At 58.5% G+C, this 26,640-nt stretch carries 15 protein-coding genes; 11 read left to right on the top strand and 4 right to left on the bottom strand.

Features of this window, described 5'->3' with window-relative positions; genetic code table 11:
• Positions 1-155 precede the first annotated feature (155 nt).
• The 7 genes from IPM39_02350 to IPM39_02320 all read left to right on the top strand — a co-directional run bounded on the left by IPM39_02350 (position 156) and on the right by IPM39_02320 (position 16,005).
• A complete protein-coding gene (locus IPM39_02350; protein ID MBK8984913.1) occupies positions 156-6,167 on the top strand; it encodes a choice-of-anchor J domain-containing protein in 6,012 nt (2,003 codons plus the stop codon).
• Complete coding sequence (locus IPM39_02345; GenBank protein MBK8984912.1) at positions 6,116-6,631, top strand: DUF4397 domain-containing protein; 516 nt, start codon at positions 6,116-6,118, stop codon at positions 6,629-6,631. The genes IPM39_02350 and IPM39_02345 overlap by 52 nt, the downstream gene beginning before the upstream one ends.
• Before the next feature lie 323 nt (positions 6,632-6,954).
• Positions 6,955-11,328 (top strand): DUF4397 domain-containing protein, encoded by a 4,374-nt coding sequence (locus tag IPM39_02340; GenBank protein ID MBK8984911.1) that lies wholly within the window; start codon positions 6,955-6,957, stop codon positions 11,326-11,328.
• Between the two features lie 223 nt (positions 11,329-11,551).
• A complete protein-coding gene (locus tag IPM39_02335) occupies positions 11,552-12,457 on the top strand; it encodes a sugar ABC transporter permease (protein MBK8984910.1) in 906 nt (301 codons plus the stop codon).
• Complete coding sequence (locus IPM39_02330) at positions 12,450-13,277, top strand: carbohydrate ABC transporter permease (protein ID MBK8984909.1); 828 nt, start codon at positions 12,450-12,452, stop codon at positions 13,275-13,277. Before IPM39_02335 ends, IPM39_02330 begins: the two co-directional genes overlap by 8 nt.
• A 751-nt stretch (positions 13,278-14,028) precedes the next feature.
• Complete coding sequence (locus IPM39_02325; GenBank protein ID MBK8984908.1) at positions 14,029-15,309, top strand: sugar ABC transporter substrate-binding protein; 1,281 nt, start codon at positions 14,029-14,031, stop codon at positions 15,307-15,309.
• A 132-nt stretch (positions 15,310-15,441) separates the two neighbouring features.
• Complete coding sequence (locus tag IPM39_02320) at positions 15,442-16,005, top strand: metalloregulator ArsR/SmtB family transcription factor (GenBank protein ID MBK8984907.1); 564 nt, start codon at positions 15,442-15,444, stop codon at positions 16,003-16,005.
• 45 nt (positions 16,006-16,050) lie between these two features.
• Here the strand turns inward: IPM39_02320 and IPM39_02315 are convergent, their stop codons facing one another.
• Together IPM39_02315 and IPM39_02310 are read right to left on the bottom strand one after the other, a co-directional pair.
• Positions 16,051-16,560 carry a hypothetical protein gene (locus tag IPM39_02315; GenBank protein ID MBK8984906.1) on the bottom strand — a complete coding sequence of 170 codons (510 nt, stop codon included), beginning with the start codon at positions 16,558-16,560 and terminating at the stop codon, positions 16,051-16,053.
• Positions 16,561-16,627: 67 nt separating this feature from the next.
• Entirely contained in the window at positions 16,628-17,935 is a 1,308-nt protein-coding gene (locus tag IPM39_02310) for a carbohydrate binding domain-containing protein (protein ID MBK8984905.1), read from the bottom strand.
• Positions 17,936-18,298: 363 nt separating this feature from the next.
• Between IPM39_02310 and IPM39_02305 the strand changes: the two genes are divergently transcribed.
• The 4 genes from IPM39_02305 (at position 18,299) to aroF (ending at position 22,885) form a co-directional block, all read left to right on the top strand.
• The gene (locus tag IPM39_02305; protein MBK8984904.1) at positions 18,299-19,084 is read left to right on the top strand and encodes a type III pantothenate kinase; all 786 of its coding nucleotides are present in this window, start codon (positions 18,299-18,301) and stop codon (positions 19,082-19,084) included.
• Positions 19,085-19,125: 41 nt separating this feature from the next.
• A complete protein-coding gene (locus IPM39_02300; GenBank protein ID MBK8984903.1) occupies positions 19,126-20,709 on the top strand; it encodes an extracellular solute-binding protein in 1,584 nt (527 codons plus the stop codon).
• A 9-nt stretch (positions 20,710-20,718) separates the two neighbouring features.
• The gene (locus IPM39_02295; GenBank protein MBK8984902.1) at positions 20,719-21,735 is read left to right on the top strand and encodes a hypothetical protein; all 1,017 of its coding nucleotides are present in this window, start codon (positions 20,719-20,721) and stop codon (positions 21,733-21,735) included.
• A gap of 133 nt (positions 21,736-21,868) precedes the next feature.
• Positions 21,869-22,885 carry a 3-deoxy-7-phosphoheptulonate synthase gene (gene aroF / locus IPM39_02290; GenBank protein ID MBK8984901.1) on the top strand — a complete coding sequence of 339 codons (1,017 nt, stop codon included), beginning with the start codon at positions 21,869-21,871 and terminating at the stop codon, positions 22,883-22,885.
• A gap of 542 nt (positions 22,886-23,427) precedes the next feature.
• Here the strand turns inward: aroF and IPM39_02285 are convergent.
• Positions 23,428-24,819 (bottom strand): tryptophanase, encoded by a 1,392-nt coding sequence (locus IPM39_02285; protein ID MBK8984900.1) that lies wholly within the window; start codon positions 24,817-24,819, stop codon positions 23,428-23,430.
• 108 nt (positions 24,820-24,927) lie between these two features.
• The gene (locus IPM39_02280) at positions 24,928-26,601 is read right to left on the bottom strand and encodes a CTP synthase (GenBank protein MBK8984899.1); all 1,674 of its coding nucleotides are present in this window, start codon (positions 26,599-26,601) and stop codon (positions 24,928-24,930) included.
• Positions 26,602-26,640 lie beyond the last annotated feature (39 nt).

Raw genomic sequence — 26,640 nt, 5'->3', positions numbered from 1 at the left:
ATGGGTTGATCCGTTGCTGTTGTACCTGAATAGTCAAGCCCGGTCAGTTTGACCCGGCGACCAAGTGAATTGGTTTACAAAAGCCTGTCCGCATGTCATTCACATACCTCAATTGGCTGATAGGCAACCAAAACAATAGGAAAGGGAAAAAATTCATGAGAAGCAAATCGCGATTTTTCACGATTTTGACGGTGATGATACTAATAGCTTCATTTGCTGTCGCCTACACTGCATTGGCCGACACGCAAGGCAGCGGTACGGCGCTGCCTACGGCCCAACTGTCCGCCGAAAGAACCGTAGATAATTTGTATGGCGTCAGTGAAACAGGGCTGTATATCGTTCAATTTAGCGAGCCATCTCTGGCCAGCTACACAGGCGGCATTGCTGGCCTGGAAGCCACCAGCCCGCAAGCCACCGGCGCGCGCCGGCTGGACGCCAATTCGCCCGCGTCCAAAGCTTATACCGATTACCTCAGCCAACAGCACAGCGCCTTTGCCGCCAGCGCGGAGCAGACTCTGGGCCGTTCGATTGAGGTTGCGTTTGATTACACCGCCGCTCTGAACGGTGTAGCCGTGCGCGTAGACCACCAGGAAGCGGCGCGTCTGGCGGCGCTGCCCGGTGTTCTGGCTGTTTACGGCGACACCTTGCGTGAACTCACCACCGACGTTGGCCCCCTTCATATCGGTGCGCCGGCTGTTTGGAATGGCGACACGGGTTCTGGCGTCGCTACTCGTGGTGAAGGCGTGGTCATCGGCGTCATTGACTCCGGCATCAATTCGCAGCACCCGGCGTTTGCCGCCACCGATGGTGATGCCTACAGCCATACCAATCCCTACGGCGCTGGTGTTTACAACGGCTGGTGCGTTGCCAATCCCAGCTTCTGCAACAGCAAGCTGATTGCCGCCTACGGCCTCAACCCGGTGGGCGGTTCCCCTGAAGATTTAGATGGGCATGGCAGCCACACCGCCAGCACCTCCGGCGGCAATCGTCACGATGCTATCTTCGATGTGGGGACATCCAGCTACGACATCAGCATTCAGGGTGTTGCCCCCCGCGCCAACATCGTGGCCTACAAGGTCTGCAACCCCAGCTGCCCTGGCACCGCCAGCGTAGCCGCGGTGAACTCGGCCATTGCCAACGACCAGGTAGATGTGCTGAACTACTCTATCTCCGGCAGCGACAGCCCCTGGAACGATCCGGTGGACATCGCTTTCCTGGATGCCAGCAACGCCGGTATCTTCGTTTCCGCCTCAGCCGGTAATGCTGGCCCCGGCGCCAGCACAGTGGCCAAGACCGGTCCGTGGAATGCGGCCGTTGCCGCCAGCACCATCAACCGTGTCGTCGCCAACACCCTGGATGTGACCGGCCCGACCACGCCCGCAGCACTGCAAGGGCTGGCGGCCGTGCCCGGCGAATTCACCTCCATCCCGACCGATGTGACTGGACCCATCCGCTATGACCCGGCCAACAACGATGGCTGCACCGCTTTTGCGCCTGGTTATTTCAACGGCGCTCTGGCCCTGATTCAACGCGGTGGCTGCACCTTTTTGGTAAAGGTGACCAATGCCGCCAACGCCGGCGCCACCGGCGTGGTAGTCTTCAACAGCGTTGGTGGCCCGCCCATCAGCATGGGTGGCGGCCTGACCGGTACACCCCCGGCTTTCATGCTGACGCTGGATGGTGGCATTGCGCTGCGTGATTACATCATTGCCAACCCCACGGCGACAGCCCGCGTGAACGCGGCTACCAGCTATCTGGTGGATAATGCCTGGGAAGACATCGTCGCTGGCTTTAGCTCGCGCGGCCCCAGCCAGTTTGAACTGCTCAAGCCAGACTACATTGCCCCTGGCGTAAACATTCTGGCGGCCGTGGCCGCCGATGGCGCCAATGTGGTGCAATATGGCTTCTACCAGGGCACGTCCATGTCCTCGCCGCACGGCGCGGGCGCGGCGGCGCTGATGGTGGCTTTGCAGCCTACCTGGTCGCCGACAGAAATTAAGTCGGCTATGGCCACCTCGGCTGTAGGCGGCCTGACGAAGGAAGACGGCGTTACGCCGGCCGATCCCTTCGATGTTGGCTCTGGCTTGCTCGATCTGTCGCTGGCCAGCACCAGCGGCCTGGTCTTCAACGAGACCGGGGCCAATTACCTGGCGGCCAACCCGGCCATCGGTGGCGATCCCAAAACGTTGAACCAGCCGAGTGTGGTGAACTACAACTGCGCCACTAACTGCACCTGGACGCGCACGGCGAAGAGCGTGCTGCCTTTCTCGGCTACCTACACGGCGACGGTTTCCGGCCCGGCTGGCCTGAACATCACCGTGACACCCAGCACCTTCACCATTGCGCCGGGAGCCGAACAGGTCCTGACCATCAGTGCTGAAGTTTCCGCTTTGCCGGTGAACGTGTTTGCCTTTGGCAGCATTGCCCTGGAAACGGATGCAGTGTTCCCATCCGCGCCTGTTGCTGCGCCGACGGCTGAACTGCTGAACGAGCAGTTCACCGATGCTACCTTCCCACCCGCAGGCTGGGCTGTGTATAAGCTTGCAGGCGCTGGCGCGACTACATGGGAACGTGATACGGCTCAGTCCAGCAGCGCACCAGCCTCCGCGCGCCGCGTTTTTGGTGGATCGGGCGATGGCAACCAGGATAGTTGGCTGGTAACGCCGCAGATCACGCTTGACTCTGGCGTAAGCGCCTTGACCTTTATTGATGCAGGCCAATGGATGGCTGATTATGGATATAGCGGTGTCTTGATTTCTACTGCTAGCTGCGATCCAACCGTTGGTGATTTCGTGGAAGTGGCAGAAATTGATGACACTCCCGGTCCCAGCGTAACTGTTATCTGGCGTGGCGCGCCCATATCGCTTGACTTAAGCGCTTATGCTGAGGAGACAGTTTGTTTGGCCTTCCGCTACAGTGGCGATTTTGCTCACACTTGGTGGATTGATGATGTGGTGGTGAACAGCGAACCGGCAGGTGCATTGTCGGTGGCCGACACCAACATTCCGGTGGTAGTTAAGCCCACCAACGCGGTTCCCGACATTAACGTAGCCCCCACCAGCCTGTCGGCTACCCAGGCGCCGGATACAACCACCAACCAGACGCTGAACATCGGCAACATTGGCACGGCCCCGCTCATCTGGAACATTGCTGAAGCGCCATTGGCCATTCGCCTGGAACTGAACGGCGAAAGCCCAGACGCGCCCGATGCACCAGATGCGCCCATCATTTTGTCTGTTGATGATGGCAGTGGCGAAAATGCCATTGGTGTTGGCGGCTCGCAGTTCCTCTGGCTCAACCGCTTCACCCCCAGCGCCGGCCAGTTCCCCGTGGTCCTGGACCAGGTAGACGTGATGTTTGGCTATCCGGCCAGCACGGGCGGCATCAACGTGGGTGAATTGGTAGACATCTACCTCTACGAGGACGCCGATGGTAACCCGGCTAACGGCGCTGTTCATCGCGCTTCGCTGACGGGCCAGGCGGTGCAGGCGGTAAACGGCACGACATGGTCCACTTATAACCTGGCGGCGCCTGTCACCTTCAACGGCCCTGGCGACATCCTCATCGCTGTCGTCAACCGCACGGCCGGTGTGACCGCAGGTACCTTCCCGGCGGTGATTGACCAATCTTCTAGCAGCCAACTGCGTTCTTGGGCGGGCTTTGGTGCAGTACCGGGCAATCCCCCGACACTGCCATTGCCGACTTTCGGCATTATTGACTCGTTTGGCGCAAACTTTGCCGGTAACTGGCTGGTGCGTGGCTTTGGCACGGCGAATGCGGCTTGCGACACCCCGGCCGATGTGCCGTGGTTGAGCCTGGCTCCCACCGGCGGCACAACGGCCGGTGGCGGTAGTTCGCCGGTTACTGTCAGCTTCAACTCCACCGGTCTGGCGCTGGGCACCTACACCGCCATCCTCTGCGTCAACAGCAACGACCCAACCACACCGTTGGTGGAAGTGCCGGTCAGCCTGACGGTAGAAGTCATCACCGACGTCCCCAACATCAACGTAGACCCGTTGACCATTGCCAGCACGCAGGCGGGCGATACCACGACCCAGCAAGCGCTGAGCATTGGCAACACCGGTACGGCAGACCTGACCTGGAATATCTTTGAAGACGCCACGCTGGCGCCGTTGGCCGATTGGGACGATAACTTCGACAGTTACGCCACCGGCAGCCAACTGCATGGACAAGGCGGCTGGAAGGGTTGGTTCAATGACCCAACGGCCGGCGCCCTGATCAGCAGCGCCCAGGCGCAAAGCACGCCCAACTCGGTGGCTATTCTAACTACCAGTGACCTGGTACACGAGTATAACGAGACCAGTGGACAGTGGGTGTACACTGCCTGGCAGTACATCCCCACCGATTTCGCCGGTGCGTCCTACTTCATCATGCTCAACTCGTATGATGACGCCGGCTCGAACCTCAACTGGTCTGCCCAATTGAAGTTCGACAGCGCCACCAACCTGGTATCGAATGATGGTGGCGTCAATCCTGGCACACTGCCGCTCATCAAGGGACAGTGGGTTGAACTGCGGCTGGAGATTAACCTCGACGCTGACACCGGCGCTGTCTACTACAACAATCAACTGCTCTACCAGGGTACCTGGAGCGGGCAGGTGAGCGGCGGCGGCGCGGTGCGCATTGGCGCGGTGGACCTGTTCGCCAGCGGCGCGTCGGTTATCTACTACGACGACTTGAGCCTGGTGGATGTGACTCCTCCGGCGATTTGCGATGCGCCGGCGGATATTCCCTGGGCCAGCCTTGCGCCGAGCAATGGCACGACCACACCGGGTAATGCGACTGATGTGACCGTGACTCTGGACTCCACCGGTCTGGCTGACGGCAGCTACAACGCCAACCTGTGCGTTGCCAGCAACGACCCAGACGCTGGCCCCGGCAACGGGACCGACCTGGTCGTTGTGCCTCTGGCGCTGACGGTTGCTGGCGATCCTCCCACCATTGCCGTAGACCCGGCTGACCTGAGCAGCCTGCAATTGGCTGATACCCAGGCGACGCTGCCGTTGAACATAGCCAATGACGGGTCGAGCGACTTGAACTGGGATGCGTTCACCTGGAATCCGGTGGTAGCTGGGACGGGCCTCAGCCCGCAGTTTGCCCCGGCGGCCGGGCAGAATGGGCAGCGCGGGGCGAACACCGCCGCCAGCGCAGCGCCCACAGCCAGCGACGCCCTCTTAGGTGACTTTACCGAAGGGTTTGACGACATCACCAACTTGCCGGGCTGGTTCGCGCAAAACAACAGCACGACGATTGGGACTACGGGTTGGTTCCAGGGCAACAGCACGGTCTTCCCGGCGCACGCGGGCGCTGCCACAGCCTATATTGGCGCTAACTTCAACAACACGACTGGCGCGGGCACCATTAGCAACTGGCTGCTGACGCCAGAGCTAACGCTGAACAATGGCGATACCTTCAGCTTCTGGACGCGCACGGTGGATACACCGGCGTTCCCAGATCGCCTGGAGCTGCGCCTGAGTACGGCCGGAGCCAGCACCAACGTTGGCACAGCGCCGACCGATATTGGTGACTTCACCACGCTGCTGCTGGAAGTCAACCCGACGTTGACCACATCTGGCTATCCGAATGTGTGGACGCAGTTCACTGTAACACTGAGCGGTGTCCCCAACGGCGCAACCGGACGCTTTGCCTTCCGCTACTTCGTGACCAATGGTGGTCCCAGCGGCAGTAACTCCGACTACATCGGCATAGACAGTGTGGAATACGTTAGCGCAGCGCCAACAACTTGTGATGCCCCGGTGAGCATTCCCTGGGTGACTGTGTCGCCGATCAGCGGTACGCTGGCGGGTGGCGCGAATGTTGATCTGGGCGTAACCTTCGACAGCACTGGCCTGACGACGGGCGTGTACACGGGCACGTTGTGCATCAGCAGCAACGACCCGGTGACGCCATTGGTGACGGTTCCGCTGACGCTGACGGTGGCTGACCCGACCTACCTGCGCGTGGCCCACCTGGCCCCGTTTGCGGCGGATCCGGGCACGGCCGTTACCGTCACGCTCAACGGCGCCCCAGCCCTGACCAACTTCGCCTACGGCGATTCCACCAGCTACATTGAGCTACCGGAAGGTCGTATGACGTGGCTCTCTTCCCCGGCAGCAGCGCCACCGCGGCCATCACTGGCACGGTGAACCTGGCGGCGGGCATGTATTATTCGGCCGCAGCCATCGGCGATGGCGTCAACCAGGACCTGGCTCTGCTGGCCCTGGCCGACGACAACAGCGCGCCGGCGGGCGGTAAATTCCACCTGCGCCTGGGCCACCTGGCGCCGTTTGCGGCGGGCATGGCTATGGCCGACATCCGCCTGCAAGACGGCACCATTGTGGTGGACGACGTGGACTTTAGCGACGTGACGGCCTTCATCCCGTTGGACGCGGGCACGTATGACCTGAAGATCACCTCGGCCGATGGGCTGACGACGTTGATCGATCCGCTGCCGGTCACATTTGCCGCTGGCGATATCGTGACGGCGTTTGCTACCGGTGATGGCACGAACCAGCCGTTGGGCGTGTTTGCCTGGCCGGTGGACGTGGAAGGTTTCTTCCTGCCGTTGTTTGAAGAGTACACACTGTTCCTGCCGGTTATCTTCAAGTAATCGGTTTGGCAGCAGGTTAGCCAGGGGCGCTGCTTCTGGCTAAGTGTTGATTAAGAAAACGGCCGTGTCCTGGGACACGGCCGTTTTTCTTTCAAACAACAGCGCGCATCATTTTATGGGGGCCAGTGACAAAACAAGGGTTGTGGTAAATGAGGTTTCCGATTATGATATATATGCTGCTTCCGGGCAGCATACCCATAATCCCCACGCACTCACAACGACAAAGACAAGGAGGTGATACAAGTCCCTTTTGATCTGCTCAAAAACCCCGTTTGATTGCATCTCTTCATTGGCTATAAACGCCACAATTTTAGGAGAAAAGCATGTTACCGACCCACTTTAAACGTATTACCTTCGTTTTGCTCTTGTTCATCGCCGGAACCCTGCTTCTCAGCAGCCCTCCCCAACTTCAGGTAGAATCGGCGGCGCGGAACCAGGCTTTGCGCCAAAGCCTGGCGCCAATAGGTTCTGGAAGCGCAGCCAGCGACGCCGCTGCCGCTGCGTATACACCCATCGAACCGGTTACGGTTGTTCTGGCCGATATTCCCACCAACGTCTATGACCCGAACAATATGTACGACCGTTGGCAGCGCGGCGAAATAGACCTGGACGAAAGCGAATATCTCGTCAGCGCCGCCGAAGTTGCCCAACGGCAGCAAGAATCCCTGGCGCTGTCGCCTGACGCCGACATCCAGATCGCTGAGAGCGGACCAGGACTTGATGCGCCAGTTCTGGGCGTCAGTTTCGACGCGATTGATCGGAGCGAATGTTGTGGCGGCGGCAGCAGTGTGCCGCCGGATCCCATCATGGCCGCCGGTCCGAATCATCTGGTGGCTACGGTGAATGTGGCCCTGAAAATTTTTGACAAAACTGGCGTTACCCTGGCCGGCCCAACTACCCTGGCCAGCTTCTTTGCATCTGTTGGAACCGGCTGCGCCAGCAACCCCTTCGATCCCAACGTCGTATACGACGAAGAAGCAGATCGCTGGGTTATTGCGGCTGATGGCAATGGGACCCATTATTGCATCGCCGTCAGCCAGACAAGCAGCCCGCTTGGCGCTTACAACATCTACGCCATTCCGGCGCAGCCGGTCGGCGGTGAGTTCCATGACTACCCGCATACCGGCGTCGGCGACAGCTACATCGTCGCCGGGGCCAATCAGTTTGGCGGCTCCGTTCCCAATGGTTTTGAAGGGCGGGTTTGGGCGATGGACAAAGCGGTGATGTATGCCGGTGGCGCTCTGACTCCCGTCACTTTTAGCACCGGTGATGAAGGCACGCCCCAACCGCTGCACTTGCATGGTTTTAACCAGGGTACGTGGCCCAGCCTCGGCTCCACCCATTATTTTGCCACCGACCCCTATGATGGCTGCACGGTCAACATCTGGCGTTGGAACATCCCGGCCGCCCCCACAATTGTCTCCACCTATAACCTGTGTACGGCCAGCGGTGTTGCTGCTGGTTTTCCGGTTAATTTCCCGCAGTCAGGCGGCAGCAGCATCCAGGGTAATGACCTGCGTATGCGCGAGTTTGAATACCGCAACGGCTATGGTTGGATTGCCGACAGCATCGGTTGTAACCCAGGCGGAGGTACGGTGAATTGTGTCCGCTGGCATCAGGTGGACCTGACCGGCGCAGCGCCCACCCTGACTCAGGCTGGCGTCTACGCCAGCAACGGCGAATATCGCACGTTCCCGGATCTGGCCGTGAATCATTGTGACGATATGGCGGTTGGTTACACCAAATCTAGCAGCTCCACCTTCCCCGGCATCTGGTATACCGGGCGGCAGAGCGGTGATGCGACCGGCACGCTGCAAGCCGAGGCTTTGCTGAAAGCGGGCGAGATCACTTACACCGCTTTTGATACGCCGCCATACCGGTGGGGCGATTATACGGGTATGACGATTGACCCCGATGGGCTGACATTCTGGTATCTGGGGCAGTATAGTAAAAATATTACCGGCAACGCCCGCTGGGGTACCTACATTGGCTCGTTCACTTACCCGGACTGTACAACCAGCCTGAACGCCAGCATTACGCTTGCCAAGACAGTGGGCACAGACGCCGCTGTTTGCGCCACGACGGACGTTATCACCGTGACGGCCGGCACGGATGTCACTTACTGCTATGAAGTGACCAATGACGGTCAAGCCACGCTGAACCTGCATGATCTGTCCGACTCAGAACTGGGCACGATCCTGAACGCCTTCTCATATGCGTTGACGCCCGGCGCCAGCGCTTTCCTGACGGCGACGACCAACATCGTGGCAGCGACGACGAACACCGCCACCTGGACCGCCTATAATGCCAATGCGTCTTATACGTTTGATGATACCGCGCCCTATAACTTCCTGGACATCAGCGCTACCGGCGCGCCGCTTAATCTGACGGATGATGGCGAAGCCAATGTCACCATGCCGTTCCAATTCACTTTCTATGGCGCTACCTCCGACATGGTGCGTGTTGGCAACAATGGCGGTATCCGCTTTGCCACCACGACCGGGGATGTGGGCGTCACCAATGGGGCGCTGCCCGATGCTGCCCACCCGCTGACGATCTTCCCCTTCTGGGACGACCTGGATGACGAGACGGGTAATGTCTATTATGAAACCGTTGGCGCGGCGCCGAATCGCCAGTTCATCGTGCAGTGGCACGAACGGCCGCATTTTCCCGGTCCTGGTGCGGGTAACGCAACGTTCCAGGCCATCTTGTATGAAGGCACAAACGCAATCCTCTTCCAATACGCCGATCTGGACTTTGGCGATCCGTTGCTCAACTTTGGCGTCTCGGCTACTGTGGGGCTGAATAAGGACGGCGCGACGGCCGTGCAGTATTCCTTCAATTCGGCCGTGCTCAGCAATGGGTTGGCGATTTTGTGGACGCCCACGGACACGGCTTCGGCTTCCGCCTCGGCCACCGTGAATGTCTTGACCCCGGTCATTGCCGTAGACCCGGCCGAGCAGAACAGCCTGCAATTGGCTGATGCCCAGGTGACGCTGCCGCTCAATGTGGCTAACCAGGGGACGGGTGACCTGAACTGGCAAATTGACGAAGACAATACCGTTCCTGCGGGGCCTCAGATACCGGCGTTTACGTTGGTTCCGGCTCCGGCCACCGAGGATGTGGGGGCGGCGGCGGCGGTTGTTGTTCCAGCCGGTGAACCGACAGCTATCTGGCGTGGGCCAACGGCCGTTCTCTATGACAACGGCTCTCTCATAACCCATCCCGGCGGCGGCGCCGGTGGCGCAGACGCCAGCTCGCTGCAGACGGCTCTGCTTAACAGCACCTTTGGCTTTGGTCATGCCGTTACCAGCGGCTTCCGCGTGGCCGATGACTTCACCGTCCCGGCCGGCCCTGGTTGGACCATTGACACGATCACTTTCCTGGCCTACCAGACTGGCTCGACAACCACTTCAACCATCAATGCCTTGAACTTGCGCATCTGGGATGGTCCACCTGGAGCGGGCGGCAGCAGCATCGTGTTCGGTGACACGACCACGAACCTGTTGACCGGTTCGGCTTTCACCAACATCTACCGCGCCCTAGACACGGCTTTGACCGATAACCAACGGCCGTTGATGGCTAACACAGCTGCTGTTCCGGTTTATCTGCCTCCTGGCACTTACTGGTTGGACTGGCAGACGGGCGGCACGCTGGCCTCCGGTCCGTGGGCTGCCCCGGTGACCATTCTTGGACAGACAGGCAAACCGGGAGCCAACGGCTTACAGTTTGACCCGACACCGGCAACGTGGAATGCGTTGATTGACACCGGTAATGCCGTGGTCCAAGACCTGCCCTTCGTGATCGAAGGTACTGCGGGCGCGCCAATCTGCAACAGTCCCACGGACATCCCCTGGCTGTCGCTGGATGTGGCTTCCGGCACGAACGCCGCTGGTACTAGCACGGACGTCATGGTGACGTATGACTCCACCGGTCTGGCCGTAGGTACTTACACCGGCAATCTGTGCGTTAGCAGCAACGACCCGGTGACGCCGTTGGTAACAGTCCCGGTGACGCTGACGGTGGCTGACCCGACCTACCTGCGCGTGGCCCACCTGGCCCCGTTTGCGGCGGATCCGGGCACGGCCGTTACCATCACGCTCAACGGCGCCCCAGCCCTGACCAACTTCGCCTACGGCGATTCCACCAGCTACATTGAGCTACCGGAAGGGTCGTATGACGTGGCTGTCTTCCCCGGCAGCAGCGCCACCGCGGCCATCACTGGCACGGTGAACCTGGCGGCGGGCATATATTATTCGGCCGCAGCCATCGGCGATGGCGTCAACCAGGACCTGGCTCTGCTGGCCCTGGCCGACGACAACAGCGCGCCGGCGGGCGGTAAATTCCACCTGCGCCTGGGCCACCTGGCGCCGTTTGCGGCGGGCGCGGCCACGGCCGACATCCGCCTGCAAGACGGCACCATTGTGGCGGACGACGTGGACTTTAGCGACGTGACGGCCTTCATCCCGTTGGATGCGGGCACGTATGACCTGAAGATCACCTCGGCCGATGGGCTGACGACGCTGATCGATCCGCTGCCGGTGACATTTGCCGCTGGCGACATCGTGACAGCGTTTGCCACCGGTAACGGCGGCAACCAGCCGTTGGGCGTGTTTGCCTGGCCGGTGGACGTGGAAGGTTTCTTCCTGCCGTTGTTTGAAGAGTACACACTGTTCCTGCCGATTATTGTCAAATAATCTTTGGGTACAGTGGGTTGGCCAGAGGGATGCGCTTCTGGCTGGTAGCCGTAAACTGAAGTCCGTAAGCCGTTTTCCATGGGCATTTGCCAGAGGCCGCGCCCTACGGAATACGGCATACGGATTACCGAATACGGGTACCAGACGTTGAAATGAAAACGGCCGTTTCCCCGGAAACGGCCGTTTTTCTCTGCCCATCATCACCTTTTAAGGATTTCTACTCTTGTCTTCAATCCGTCGTTTACTCAGCTACAACACCGGTGTACGTTTAATATTGGGTGGTTATCTGGTAGGGGTGGGGCTGCTGTTGTTTGTGCCAGCCGTTCTCTCCTTTGCCCTGGCTTTTTTTCAGTACGACAGCCTGTCTCCGCCGCGCTGGATGGGCACGCTTAACTTCATGCTGGTTTACAGCGATGAACTGTTTCGGTTGAGCATCCAAAACGCCCTGGCGCTGATCATCCTGCCTGTGCCGCTGCGTGTCTTTGGCGCGCTGCTGGTGGCCCGGCTGATGCAGCGTGAAAGCCGGTTCATTGGCTGGTTTCGGGCGGCGGTGTATTTGCCCAATACTATCCCCGTGGCCGCTTTTGCCGTCGCCGGGTTGTGGATTTTTAACCCGTTGTATGGGCCGGTGAATTTGCTGTTAACGGCCGTTGGCCTGGCCCCACCCGCCTGGTTTGTAGACCCCCTATGGGCCAAACCCGCCTTGATTTTGCTGACGTTTTGGTCCATCGGCGAAGGATTCCTGGTTTGTCTGGCTGCCTTGCAAGACATCCCCGCCGAAGTGTCCGACGCGGCAAAAGTGGATGGGGCCGGACCATTGACCACCTTCGTCACCATTACCCTGCCGCTGGTGGCCCCCACCCTGGCCTTGCTGGCCTTTCGTGACATCATCCTGACGCTGCAAAATGCCTTTGTCACCATCACCCTGACCACCGGCGGCGGCCCTTATTACGCCACCTTTACCCTCCCTTTGTTCATTCACGAACAGGCCTTCGATCTGCTCGCTTTTGGCGTCGCCGGCGCTGGTTTGTGGGTTCTGTACGTGCTCACTGGTCTGCTGGTCATTGGCCTCTATTACATTGTGCGCGCCTGGGATATTGGCATTACCGATGAAACCTTCATTGTCTAGTCAAATTGTCCGCCTGGCTGCCCGTCTGCTGGTCGCCCTCTTTTTTGTGCTGCCACTGATTTGGGTCGTTAGCGCGGCGCTGCACCCACCGGGGGTGCCCCTGCCGCGCAGCCTGTCGCTGCTGCCCACAGCCCCTTCGCTGGCGAATTTTGGCCGGTTAAGCAGCTACTTCCCGCTTGGCCGGCTCACCTTCAACAGCCTGTGGATCACGCTGACGGCCGTTGGCCTCACCTTGTTGACCGCCTCGTTGGTGGCCTTTGCCATTGCCCTGCTGCCCAAACGGTACCAGCAGCGCTGGGTGATCCTGCTGCTGGCGCTGCTGATGCTGCCGGAAATTGCTCTGTGGCCCACCCGTTTTTTGCTCTACCGGTTATTGGGCTGGCTGGATACGCCGCTGGCGCTGCTGGCGCCTGCCTGGATAGGAACCAGCCCTTTTTTTATCCTGATGTACTATCGCGCTTTTCGCCGTATCCCACGCGAAATTTATGAGACGGCCAGACTGGATGGCGCCGGTATTCTGCAAACCTGGTGGCGAGTAGCCCTGCCGATTGCCTTGCCCACCTCCTTAGCCATCGGCCTGTTAACCTTCGTGTTATACTGGGGCGATTTTCTCAGCCCACTGCTCTATCTTAACTCAGAACGATATGCCACTTTGCCTATCGCTTTGCAGAGTTTGCAGCAGTTGTCCCGCTCTGATTGGGCGCTGCTCATGGCTGGGGTTGTTGTTGCTCTGGCCGTTCCGGTGGCGCTGTTTTTGGTGTTCATGCCTTATTTTAACCGGCAAAGCCGTTCGGCGTTTCGCCGGGCGCAGAGAACATAAAGATGTTGTTGGCATGGTTCATTTTGAGCAAACGGTCCTATACAAATTCAGCAATTCTCAATGGGTGTGTTTCAAAGGAGTTGAGCAGATAGGGGCGGGACAGGCGGGGCATCATCTTTGCCAATCACCAATGCCGCGCTGCCCGCTGTCTCGCCCTCTTCTTTGCCCGGTGCAGGCGTTTATAGGGCGAGATGGCGCGAGAAGATGCTGTCCGCTGCGGCGAATAGCAACCCGCGCCATCCCGCCCCTACACAAGGCATAACTGAAATGAAACACACCCCTACTTTATTTAATAAGAGATTTCATGAGTGGGCTGCACCACCACCACGAATGAAAATCGTAACGCCACCTGGAAGGCGACGACGCCAGCAAGATGCTGGCGCTACATCAATCCGAAATCCGGCATGGTTCATTTAAAGCTAATGGTGCTTTACAAATTTAACAAGAAGAGGTGTCATGCTGAGAGCCTGTGCTGAGGCCGCCGAAGCATCCCCCGAAGCATCCCCCTCCTCTGGCGGGAGCGGGATGCTTCGCTCCGAAGACTCCGCTCAGCATGACAATGCCCGCGTAAATTTGTAAAGATGATATTTTGCTCGATGAACCATGCCCGAAATCCGAAATTTTCACAGGAGACATCATGCGTGGGCTGCACCCACCACCACGAATGAAAACCCTGGGAGCGCAGGCGTCTCGCCTGCCGGGGCGGACGGGACATCCGCGCTCCCATTTTCAAGGGAGAATGGTTGTGATGATGAAGTTCAAAGTTATCTTTTGCCTTCTTCTGCTCATCGCTTTCGCCGGCTGCCGCGGCCAGGAGAAAGAGACCGCCTCGGTGCGTTTTATGGTCTTTGGCGATCCGGCCGAATACCTGGCTTACCGCAACCTGGTAGACGCTTTTCATGAAACACAAAGCGATGTGCGCGTGGAATTGATCCACGTTCCATCCGTTACTGATTACCGCAAACGTCTGGCGACGGAGTACGCGGCCGGCAGCCCGCCGGACATCAGCCTGATGAATTACCGGCGCTACGCCAGTTTTGCCGCCAAGGGGATGCTGCAGCCGCTCGGCGCTTACCTGGACGCAAGTCCGATAATTGCCCCGGCCGACTTTTACCCTATCACCCTGGAGGCATTTACCTGGCAAGGTGAGTTGATGTGCATCCCGCAGAATATCTCCAGCCTGGTCGTCTATTACAATCAGGATTTGTTTGATGAGGCGGGGCTGCCTTATCCGGCCGATGATTGGGATTGGGCTGCGTTTGTCAGCACAGCGCGCCGTCTGACGTTGGACAGGGATGATGATGGGCAAATTGACCAGTACGGTTTGGGTACTGAACCTTCATTGTTCCGTCTGGCTCCCTTTGTCTGGCAAAATGATGCGCCGCTGGTGGACAGCATGACCACGCCGACTCGCCTTACGCTTACCCGCCCGCCGGCGTTGGCGGCTTTGCAGTGGTTTGTGGATCTGCGCCAGGTGCATGGCGTGGCGCCTGGCCGGGTGGAGGAAGCGGCGCTGGACAGCGAAAGCCGCTTTATTGCCGGGACGACGGCGATGTATTTGAACAGCCGTCGCGGTACACCCACCTACCGGGAGATCCAAAGTTTTCGTTGGGATATTGCCCCTTTGCCGGCAGGCAAGTCCGAGGCTGGCATTTTGCATAGTGACGCTTACTGTTTGTCGGCCGTTTCGCCAGATAAGGCGGCGGCCTGGCGTTTTATTGAGTTCGCCAACTCTGTTGCCGGGCAATCTTTCATTGCCCAAAGCGGCCGGACGGTGCCCTCGTTGATAGAAGTGGCCGAGTCTGAGGTCTTTTTAGAATCAGGTTTGCCACCGGCGCGGTCGCGGGTTTTTCTGGAGACCATCCCGGTTTTGCAGCTTGTTCCGGTGATCAGCACCTGGGAGGAGATTGAACGGACGGCCAGCGAAGAGGTTGAGCTTGCCTTTTATGGTGACATTTCGGCCGAAGAAGCGGCGCAGTTGTCTATGATGCGGACGGAGGAGTATTTTGTTTTGGGCACCCATGCGCGATAAGGATAGGGGATGAATCCAGCCGTAGTTACGGGTTTTGCCATTTTGCCTCTTGACAAACAACACCTATTTCGATATTCTTCTAATTAGATGCGCATCTAATTAGAAGAATATCGAAATAGGAGGCATTAAAACATGTCTGAGGAACAATTTGAGAGCTTGTTACAGTTCTTTAAAGTGCTGGGCAACGAGAGTCGGCTGAAGATGCTCGGTTTGCTGGCGAACCAGGAGCGCAGTGTGGGCGAGTTGGCTGAATATCTGGAACTTCGTGAGCCGACTGTGTCGCATCATCTGGCGGCCATGAAGGAACTGGGTTTGGTGGATGTGCGGGCGGATGGGAATACGCGCATTTATCGGCTGGACACGGCCGTATTAGAGCGCATGAACCGAGACCTCTTCTCGCAAAAAAACCTGGCAACGCTGGTAGACGACGAGAGCGGCGATGTGTGGGAACGCAAGGTGTTCCGTACCTACGTGGATGGGCAGACCTTAAAACAAATTCCCACGCAGCGCAAAAAGCTAATGGTCATTCTACGCTGGCTGCTGCAAGACTTTGAGAAGGGTAAAACGTATACGGAGAAAGAAGTCAGTGAAACGCTGAAGCAGCGCCATCTGGACTATGCGGCGCTGCGGCGCTACATGGTGGAAGAGCGGTTGATGCAGCGCGAAAACGGCGTTTACTGGCGGATTGATGAATAGACGGATGAACGGGTGAGCGCTCACCCATTCATCCGTCTATCGTTATCATGTCTGAGACTTGTGCGTGTGGTGGGCCAAAATGGCCTTGCGGTTGAAGGCCACGGCCGGGGCTTTTTGGGTGATGGGGGCGTTTAACGGCCGTAACGGAAAAATCGTGGCGTCGGTCAGCATGAAGAAGTCAAATTTGTCGTCCAATAGGCTTTCATCCGGGGCTTCACTGTTCACATGCAAATCGCCGCGCACGGCAAACCAACTGGTGTAAAAAACGACGCGCCGTTTGGACTGCAAAAGTTGAATTTGCGACGCTTTGTCCGCCTCCAGGATCGAAACAAATTCCATCATACTGCGATTGACGTTAAAGAGCGGCTGCTTGATGCCCTTTACCTGGTAGTCGGCGGCCAACGGCAGTAATTCAACCTCGGTGAAATTAAAGCTGGTATAGGTCTGATTGTTCAGATAAATCATCATATCACCGCGTGGCTGAAATGAAGCCCGCAGCAAAAAATTGGGGATGGCAACTTCTATTTTCCACGTTTCAAAGCGTAAATCCTGCATGAATCTCTCCTTTGCAGTTGATGCGTAAGAGCCTCAGGGCGGGCCAACCCTGAGGCTCTTTTATAGGCTATTGGCCTAACAATAAATTGGCCGTTTCCAATGCCGGTATCAGGCGGTTCAGGCTGTCGTTGATGCCAGCGCGGGCGGCGCCGTAATTTTGCCAGGAGACAGTGCCGCCGCCTTTATCACACAGATCGTAGATGGGGTAGTTTGTATCTTTGCCGTTCTCCACGGCAAAGACATAGTCGTTATAAATGGCCTGCCATTCGCCAGGAATGCCATCGAAACGTGGGCTTTCGACAACGCCGCGATAAAACCTCTTGTAGTCCGCACAGGTGGCCCCGGTTCCGTTATACAGACGGTCCAGCACACCACCCAACTGCTCCAGCATAGAGCGGGCGTGGACCATTCCATCGCGCAGCCCCTGAGGCGTGAAGGGGCCAGGGTTGGGCACAGTCGGTGGTCCGGGCGGCGGCGGGGTGGCCGTGGTCGCAGTTGGCGCTAATCCCAAGACAACATCGTCCCAAATTGCTTCGTTATTCCGCGGCCTGTTGGGTCCGGTGAAATAGCTCTGCAAAACCACCGTGATCCGATCTCCCTGAGCAACGGCGTCCACGCTAATGAACTGCCAGACGTCAAAGGGTTGTACGCCAAAGGCGCAGATAGTTGTCGGCAGCTTCGGATCATCGTCGCCGACGGTATTCAAACAGATGCGGGCGGCGAAGTCTCCTGGATTTTCCGAGACTGTGTGATTGCTGTTGTTGCTAGACCACAATTTTAACCATACACCAGCGCGGTAGGTTGTTCCTGGCGCAACGCCGGAAACGGTTTGATAAATAGTCCTGTTTCCCTGATTGAAGGCAGATTGACTGCCAGAATGGACAAACTGCGCGTCACCGTTTGTCGTGTATATGTTCAATGGCGAGGTAGGTGATTCACGGAAAGACCATCCGGCCCCACCCTCTTCAAAGCTGGGATTGATGAGCAAATTGGGGCCGCTGGGAATGGGACCGGAGACGATGGGCTGGGCCACCGGCGCGGTGGCCACGGGGGCGGTGGTGGCCGGGGCGGTGGTGGTCGGGGCGGTAGGCAACGGCCGTGTTGCGGTCATCGTTGGCGCAGTGGTGGCGGTGCTGGTGGGCGTGGCCGTGTCGGTGGGGATTTCGGTGGCTGTCGCGCTGAGCGTGGCCGTTTCTGTGGGCACAGCCGTATTGGTCGGTGACGGTGTGGCTGTGTCAGTGGGGGCAGCGGTGGCTGTCGCCGCCGGAATTTGCGCCGCAGATTCCGGCGCCGAGGGCGTCGGCGCGGCCGGGCGGCAGCCGACCAAAGCAAGCAACAGAACGAACCCTAGCCAACGAAAAACCTGACTTTTCATGTTCCCTCCCTCGAAAATAGGAGTGCGGACGTCCCGTCCGCCTCGGCAGGCGAGACGCCTGCGCTCCCACGGTTGTGTTTCATTCTTGTTAGCAGCGGTTTCAAACTCTGGAGGCGCCATCCGCCGCTCGCTGCCCTCGACTGCAAACCTCATAGGCGAATTCCGAGAAATAATCGAGTGAAAATTCGATGTATTTCGGAATTCGCTTGAGGCATTTTCGCATTGAAGGCTTATTTATTATTCCGAAAATGCCATACAGTCCCCAAGAACAACAAATGGGAGTGTATCCGATGGACGATCAATTGTAAACCGTACCTGAATAACCTTGCCCCACCCCCGCCCGCCCTATAAAATCCAGCAGTTATGTTACTGGCAATTGATATTGGCAATACAAATATTACCCTGGGGATGTGGAACGGCCGTGCCTGGAGCCAACAATGGCGCTTACGCACCGCCGCTGAAATCACCCTGGACGAACTGGGCCTGACCCTTAAATCGCTGCTGCGCGAGTTTCAGCTAGAGGGGCAGGTGGAGCGCGTGGTTTTATGCAGCGTGGTCCCCTGGCTGACAGCCACCTTTCTGGCCGTATGCGAACATTACCTGGGGGTAGAGGCGCTGAACCTGACTTACCAGTTAGACGCCGGCATTCGCATGGGCCACGACAACCCGGCCGAAGTGGGCGCGGACCGCATCGCCAATATGGTTGCCGCTTACCACCTGTTCCCCGGACCGGCCATTGTGGTGGATATGGGCACGGCGACCAAGTTTGAAGTGATGACGGCCGACGGTCTGTTCATGGGCGGCGTCATTGCCCCCGGCCTGCGGTTGGCCGCCGACGCTTTAGCCAGCCGGGCAGCCCAATTGCGCAGTGTGCCGCTGGAAGCGCCACCCCACCTGATTGGCCGCAATACCATCCATGCCATACAATCCGGTCTCATCCTCGGCTATGCGGCGATGATAGACACGATGGTCGCCCGACTGCGGCAGCAGCACCCGGATAACGGCCGTGTTCCCATCACGGTCATCGGCACGGGCGGCAACATCAGCCTGGTGGCTAACCATTTGTCGGTGCTGGATGCGGTGGACCCCTGGCTGACGCTGACCGGCCTGCGGCTGGTGAGCGACCGGCTGACAAAGGAGACTTTATGACCTGCTGCCCCAATCCATCCAACGGGAAACATGATCCACCCATGGCGCTGCTTGCACCGATTGCCACTTCCCTACGCTCGCCCTGCTTTTGGATTTCATTGTTTGTGCTGCTGTTGATGGCGACTTCTTGCCAGGTGATGGGCGATCCGCCGCGCCTGGCTACGGCCACCGCCCAGGCCCAGCTAACGCCACTGGCGACGCCGGAACCGCTGGTGCTTTCTTTGGGCGGAGATACGGCCGTTGTCCCCACCGCCGCCACCCGCCCACCAGCCCAACCCAACCCCGCGCTCACCGTCTGGGTCAATGAGACCTCGCCAGACCACGAAACGGCCGTGCGCGCCATCGCCGCCGGCTTTAGCCAGACCGCCGGGGTAGACGTCGTCTTGCGTTTTGTCGCGCCCGGCTTGCTGCCTGAACTGGTAGAAACAGCCATCGTCTCCGACAGCTATGCCCTGCCCGATATCATCATCCACCCACTGGAATACACCGTTGGCTGGGCCGAGCGCGGCGCGTTGAATACGGCCGCGGCCGAAGCCGCTCTGGAACGCATCGGCCGCGACACGTTCAACCCGGAGGCTTTGGCGCTGGTGCAGGTAGACGGGCAAACGGCCGCTTTGCCCAGCGACGGCTACCATCAACTTTTGCTTTACCGCCAGGACTGGTTTACTGAACGCGGTCTGGCCACCCCCGACAATTACGCCGCCATGCTGGCCGCCGCCGAAGCCATTTACGACCGCGAGAATTTACGTTCTGGCTTTGTCATCCCCACCGAATCGAATCTGGTGACCACCCATCAGGCGTTTGAGCATCTGGCGGCGGCCAACGGCTGCCAACTGCTGGACGCCGCCGGCGAAGTTCTTCTATTGCAGCCGGCCTGCCAGGAAGCCATCAATTTCTATTACAACATCGTCCATCAATTCAGCCCCATTGGCGTACAAACCGATACCAGCGCCCGCAACGCTTACCTGGAGGGGCGCACCGGCATGATCATGGCCTCGCCGCGCATTTTGCCGATGCTGGCCGGGCTGGACGCCGCCTATCGGCCCACCTGCCCCGAGTGTCTGGCAAATCCTGAGCATCTGGCCGAAAATAGTGGTATCATCACCGCCATTCGGGGGAGTGGGACGACGGCCGCAGAGTTTGGCGAGATTGTCTACCTGGGAATTACCAGCGCAGCAGACCCGGAAACGGCCGTTGCCTTTGCCGAATACTGGTTTAACGAAGGGTACGAAACCTGGCTGGCTGTAGAGCCGGAGCGCAAAGTACCCATGCGCCTGGGAACCGCCGCTGAGCCGCAGCGCTTCATCAACGCCTGGGCTGAGCTTCCTTTGGCCGGCAGCGATCTAAGTCTGGCCGATATTTTTGACCAGGACACCGTGTCGCAACTGCGGGATGGCATCGCCGAATCGCAGCGTTGGGGTTTTCGTGAGGGGCAGGGCGGCCTGATGGCGATGTTGTATCAGAAGTTGACCTTTTCCGTTGTTTTACAGGAAATGTTGAGCGGCTACTTCAGCGTGGACAAGACCATTTTTGAGGCTTACAACCGGGTGGTAGACCTGATGCCCAATTATGCCTTCTCTGTTGTACTGGAACCCACGTTGGAGCCAACGCCGGAAAACGAGTAAGGATCATTGATGAACACGCCTCCCTACGTCGAAGAAAATTTTGGCATTCTCACCGATGATGACCTCTATCTGGATGCAATTCTGGTCAAACCAGTTAACCTGACAGATGAAAAACTGCGCGTGCTGCGTGTTTGGGTCCCCAAATTTCCCCTGACAAAAAGCAGCGTCATTACCTGTGCCCGGCAGGAAGTAAAGTCTTATGGGCCAGACGGCCGTATTGCCCATCTGGTGTTCGATCTGCGTGGAACCGGCGAGAGTGATGGCGTCTTGGGTCGCCACAACTTCAAACTGGACCTCAGCGCCATCGCCGCCTGGTCCGAAGAGCGTTTTGGCAAAATAAACTTCGGTTTTCTGGGCACGCCCACCATCCGCGAAGGGCGGGTGAACGTCTGGCCGCTGCGTTCTGGCGCGGTGATGGAAACCTATTATTATCCGGCCGTTGGGACGCAGGATCTCGTCCCGCCGACAGTGGTCTACCTGTCCACCTACGGCCATTTTGGCCAGAGTGATGAGAAGATGTGCCGCCAATTGGCCCAGGATGGGTACGCCGTCTATGGCCTGGACCCGCTGCGCTATTTGCTGCACGCCAGTGTGCCGGAGCGCCTGACGCCGCAAATGTTGTGGGAAGATTTGCGCCTCTTTATCCAAATGCTGCCCGGCCAGCCCATTGTCATCGGTCAGCCGATGAGCGCCGGGCTGGCGCTTTTGTGGAGCGCGGGCACAGACAAGGTGCAGGCGGTGATTGCCATTGGCCGTGCCCAGGCCGGATTGCAGCCGCCCCATATTTTTGCCAATGAGAATCCTTATACATTTATGCTGTCACGGCATATAGGCAGATTATCAGCACGGCCGTTGGTCATCGTGCGGCAGAATGGGCATCCCCTGGGCGGCGAGGATGAGGAGTTGACGACGCTCTTTCAGAGCAGCCAGGAACCCCATCGCCTGGAAACGGTGAACGAAGTCACCGATTCGTTCTTGCTCAGAATGTTGTCCTGGACGCAAAGTGTGACGTTGGCGGCCGGTTAGTCGGGTCATAGTGTTCAGTGTTCAGTGTTCAGTGTTCAGTGTTCAGTAGGCAGTGTTCCGCGAATTGCCGGGGTAGAGGGACAGCGCGGCTAAAGAGTGTTATGTCAATCAAAAAACCAAAGGCCAAAAAATGATGATTGTAATCATGGATGCCCAGGCGACGACGAAGGAAAAATCGGCCGTGATCGCGCGGGCGGAATCGTTGGGCTTTAAGATTCACCTGTCAGACGGCAAAGAGCGCACCATCATCGGCGTTATTGGCGATGAGCGGCAGCTAGATAAAGAGCAGATTGAGCGGATGCCTGGCGTAGAGCGGGTTGTGCCTGTTTTAAAGCCATTCAAAGTTGCCAGCCGCGAATTCAACCCGGAAAACACCACCTTTTCCCTTGGCAAACACAGCGTTGGCGGCACAGATTTGATCATCATGGCCGGACCTTGCTCTGTTGAAAGCCGCAGCCAGATCATCGAGACGGCCCACGCGGTGAAGGAAGCCGGGGCGCATGTGCTGCGCGGCGGCGCGTTTAAGCCGCGATCTTCCCCCTATGCCTTTCAAGGCATGGGCGAAGAGGGGCTGAAATATCTGGCAGAAGCGCGGGAAGAAACCGGCTTACCTATCATCACTGAAGTGATGGAACCAGCGATGGTTCCCCTGGTGTGTGAATACGCCGACATTTTGCAGATTGGGGCGCGTAACATGCAAAATTACGCCCTGCTGCATGCGGTGGGTAAGTCGCAGCATCCGGTTTTGCTAAAACGGGGTATGAGCAGCTTCATTGAGGAGTGGCTGATGTGCGCCGAATATATTCTGAGTCATGGCAATACGCGGGTGATGTTGTGCGAGCGCGGCATTCGTACCTTTGAGAAGTATACGCGCAATACCTTCGACATTAATGCCATTGCCGTCGCCAAACATTTGTCTCATCTGCCGGTGATTGCCGACCCCAGCCACGCGACGGGCAAATGGGAATATGTGGCCCCGGCGGCCAAAGCGGCCGTTGCCGCTGGCGCTGATGGCGTGATTATCGAGGTTCATCCGCGCCCGGATGAGGCGTTGTCTGATGGGCTGCAATCGTTGAAGCCGGAGAAGTTTGCCGCCCTGGTGCGGGAGATGCGGCGCATCGCCGAGGCGGTGGACCGTAGAGTGCCGTGATCAGTGTTCGGTGTTCGATGGTGTAGATGGTTCGTAGGGCGGATTCATCGAGAGGGCCGGGGTAGACGGCCGTTTGCCGCAGCTCTGCCACCTGAATCCAGGCCAACTCGTACCGGTTGTCTGGCGATTGGTGCGGGAACTCGGTCAGGTCCAGCCTGGGCGTGCCCGAAAATTGGGTGATCAAGTATGCATGTTCGATCTGGTGCAGCATGTCGCCGCTGCCCAATGGTGTGCTGAAGGGGCGGGTCCATAACTGCGGACCCAGAGTGACAGCCAGGCTGGTTTCTTCCAACGCTTCGCGCAGGGCAGCCTGCGCCGGGCTTTCGCCCGGTTCCACACCACCGCCGGGAATGACACAAAAGAAACGGCCGTTCTGATTCCGCCGAATCACCAACAACTCATCCCGCCGCCGGATAAACAACGTCACCCGCTGCCGAATCTCCCGCTCATTGTTCTCACCCACCACCAAATCAATCCCATCAACCATCATCACCCCTCTTCCCGTCACCCTGCCACTTGTCACCCTTGTCACTCCGTCACGCCTACGCCGCAAACAACGCGCCATGCGCCGGCTCCAGACGCGCCGAAAAGTGGCGCAGCACCGGCGGCGAAGCCACCATACGCACCCCGCGAATTTGCTCTTTCAGCGTATTGACATACAAAATCACTTCGGCCAGATAATCCACGTGGCTCTGCGTATAGACACGGCGCGGAAAAGCCAGACGCACCAACTCCATCGCCGCCGGCTTTTCGCTGCCGTCCGGCTGCTGCCCAAACATCACCGAGCCAATTTCCACCGAGCGAATCCCGCCCTCCAGATACAGCGCCAGCGACAGCGCCCAGGCCGGATATTCGCTCTGCGGGATGTGGGGCAGCATCCCTTTGGCGTCTATGTAAATGGCGTGGCCGCCAGGCGGCTGCATGATCGGCACACCCGCGTTTGTCAGAATGTCGCCCAGATAGGCCACCGAGCGCAGGCGATATTGCAAATAATCCTCGTGCAGCACCTCTTCCAGCCCAACAGCGATGGCTTCCAGATCATAGCCGGCCAGACCGCCGTAGGTGGGGAAACCCTCAGTGAGGATGAGCAGATTTTTGCACTTCTCTGCCAGGGCATCGTCGTTCAGGGCCAGAAAGCCGCCGATGTTAGCCATGCCATCTTTTTTGGCGCTCATGGTGCAGCCATCGGCATAGCTGAACATCTCTTGGGCGATTTCCAGCGGCGTTTTGTCGGCGTAGCCTACCTCACGCAGCTTGATGAAGTAGGCGTTTTCGGCAAAGCGGCAGGCATCCAGAAAAAAGGGCACGCCGTGACGATGGCAAATCTCGCTGGCGGCGCGGATGTTGGCCATGCTCACCGGCTGCCCGCCGCCGGAATTGTTGGTGACAGTGATCATCGCCAACGGCACGCCGCCGGGGTTGTCGCGCAGGGTTTCTTCCAGCCGGTCCAGGTCTATATTGCCTTTGAACGGCAGGATGATCTGTGGATCACGCCCTGCGGCGATGGGGATGTCCAGCGCGGTCGCGCCGCGATATTCGGTGTTGGCGCGGGTGGTGTCGAAGTGGGTGTTGTTGGGCACGATGTCGCCCGGCTTCAGGCTGGAGCCGAACAAGATGCGTTCGGCGGCGCGTCCCTGATGGGTGGGAATGACGTGTTTGAAGCCGGTGATGTGGCGCACGGCCGTTTCAAATTTATAAAATGACTTGGCCCCGGCATAACTCTCATCGCCCAGCATCATGCCGGCCCACTGGGCCGACGACATCGCCCCCGTGCCCGAATCGGTCAGCAGGTCAATGAGTACGTCCTCGGCCCGCAGCAGGAAGAGGTTATAACCGGCCGCACGCAAAGCGGCTTCGCGTTCGGCGCGGGTGGTATGGCGGATGGGTTCCACCGCCTTGATGCGAAACGGTTCGATAATGGTTTTGAACTGCATGGGACCTCCGTGGGAATTTCGGATTTCGGAGTGCGGAGTGTGGGATGCCCCGCAACTCGCTGCTTTTAACCTGGACAAGCCAGAACCAAAAAGGGTTGTCAAAAAGTTCTAGCCCATTGCTGCCGGAATCTCCTCAATCACAGGCGCAAGGCCGTTAGCGCCAACCATCTGGCGCGCTTCTTGCCGGCGCACGGCCGCTTCTATAAAGCTCTTAAACAGTGGGTGCGGCCGATTGGGCCGGCTCTTGAATTCTGGGTGGAACTGGCTGCCCAGCATAAACGGATGGTCATGCAGTTCGGCGATTTCCACGAGACGGCCGTCGGGCGACAGCCCACTAAACACCATGCCCGCGTCGTGCAGCAGTTCCCGGTAACTGTTGTTAAACTCCCACCGGTGGCGGTGCCGCTCCTGAATCAAGGTTTCGCCATAAGCGGCCGCCGCCTGCGTGCCTGCCACCAACTGGCAGGGATAAGACCCCAGGCGCATCGTGCCGCCCATGTCGCTCAGGTGATGCTGGTCGGGCATCAGGCTGATGACCGGATGCTCGGTTTGTGAATCAAATTCGGTGCTGTTCGGTTCATCGCTGCCCAGGATGTGGCGGGCAAACTCAATACACATCACCTGCATCCCCAAACACAAACCCAGGTACGGGACCCGATTTTCCCTGGCCCAACGCGCCGTGGCAATTTTGCCCTCAATCCCGCGCTCGCCAAATCCGCCGGGCACAATCACGCCGTCCAATCCATCAAACAACTCCCAGCCCTTGCCCTTTTCCAGGTCGCCGGAATGAATCCACTCAATTTCCACCTGCCGATTGTTGGGGATGCCCGCGTGGTACAGCGCCTCGCGCACGCTCATATAGGCGTCGTGCAGCTCCACATATTTGCCCACAATACCCACGCGAATCGTTGGTTTGGGGCAGCGAATTTCGTCAATCAGCGCCGCCCATTGGCTCAGGTCTGGCTCGTTGGTGTCTCTAATTTTCAGCCGTTCCACCACATAGTTGTCCATGTTGGTGGCCTTTAATTTCAGGGGGATGGCGTAAAGGATATCGCTGGTGACGGCCGGAATTACCGCTTTTTTGGGTACGTCGCAAAACAGGGCGATTTTGCGGATGTGGTCTTCAGGGATGGGGTGGTCGGCGCGGGCAATGATCATGTCTGGCTGGATGCCGATGCTGCGTAGCTCGCGCACGCTGTGCTGTGTCGGTTTGGTCTTCAATTCATGGCTGGCCCCAATGTACGGCAAAAACGTGACATGGACGTATAACGTGTTGCGCCGCCCCACGTCGGAGCGCATCTGGCGCAGCGCTTCCATAAACGGCAGGCTTTCGATGTCGCCCACCGTGCCGCCTACTTCCACCAACACCACGTCCGCCCGGCTCTTTTCGGCCACCAGGAAGATGCAGCGTTTAATTTCGTTGGTGATGTGGGGGATGACCTGAATCGTGCCGCCCAGATAATCGCCGCGCCGCTCGCGGGCAATCACTTCGGCGTATACCCGCCCGGTGGTGACGTTGGACACCTGATTCAGGTTGATGTCTATGAAGCGCTCGTAATGTCCTAAATCCAGGTCGGTTTCCGCGCCATCGTCGGTGACAAACACTTCGCCATGCTGATACGGCGACATCGTACCGGGGTCCACGTTGATGTAAGGGTCCAACTTTTGCACGGCCACGCTCAGGCCCCGAGCTTTTAACAAGCGTCCCAGGGCTGCCGCCGTAACGCCTTTGCCCACAGAACTAACCACACCACCCGTGAAAAAAATAAACTTTGTATCCATTTGTCACCCCAAAAAAAGCGGAGGGGCATGTCATCCAGG

This window comes from Candidatus Leptovillus gracilis (assembly GCA_016716065.1).
GTDB lineage: Bacteria > Chloroflexota > Anaerolineae > Promineifilales > Promineifilaceae > Leptovillus > Leptovillus gracilis.
This window is presented reverse-complemented; position numbering and strand designations above follow the sequence as displayed.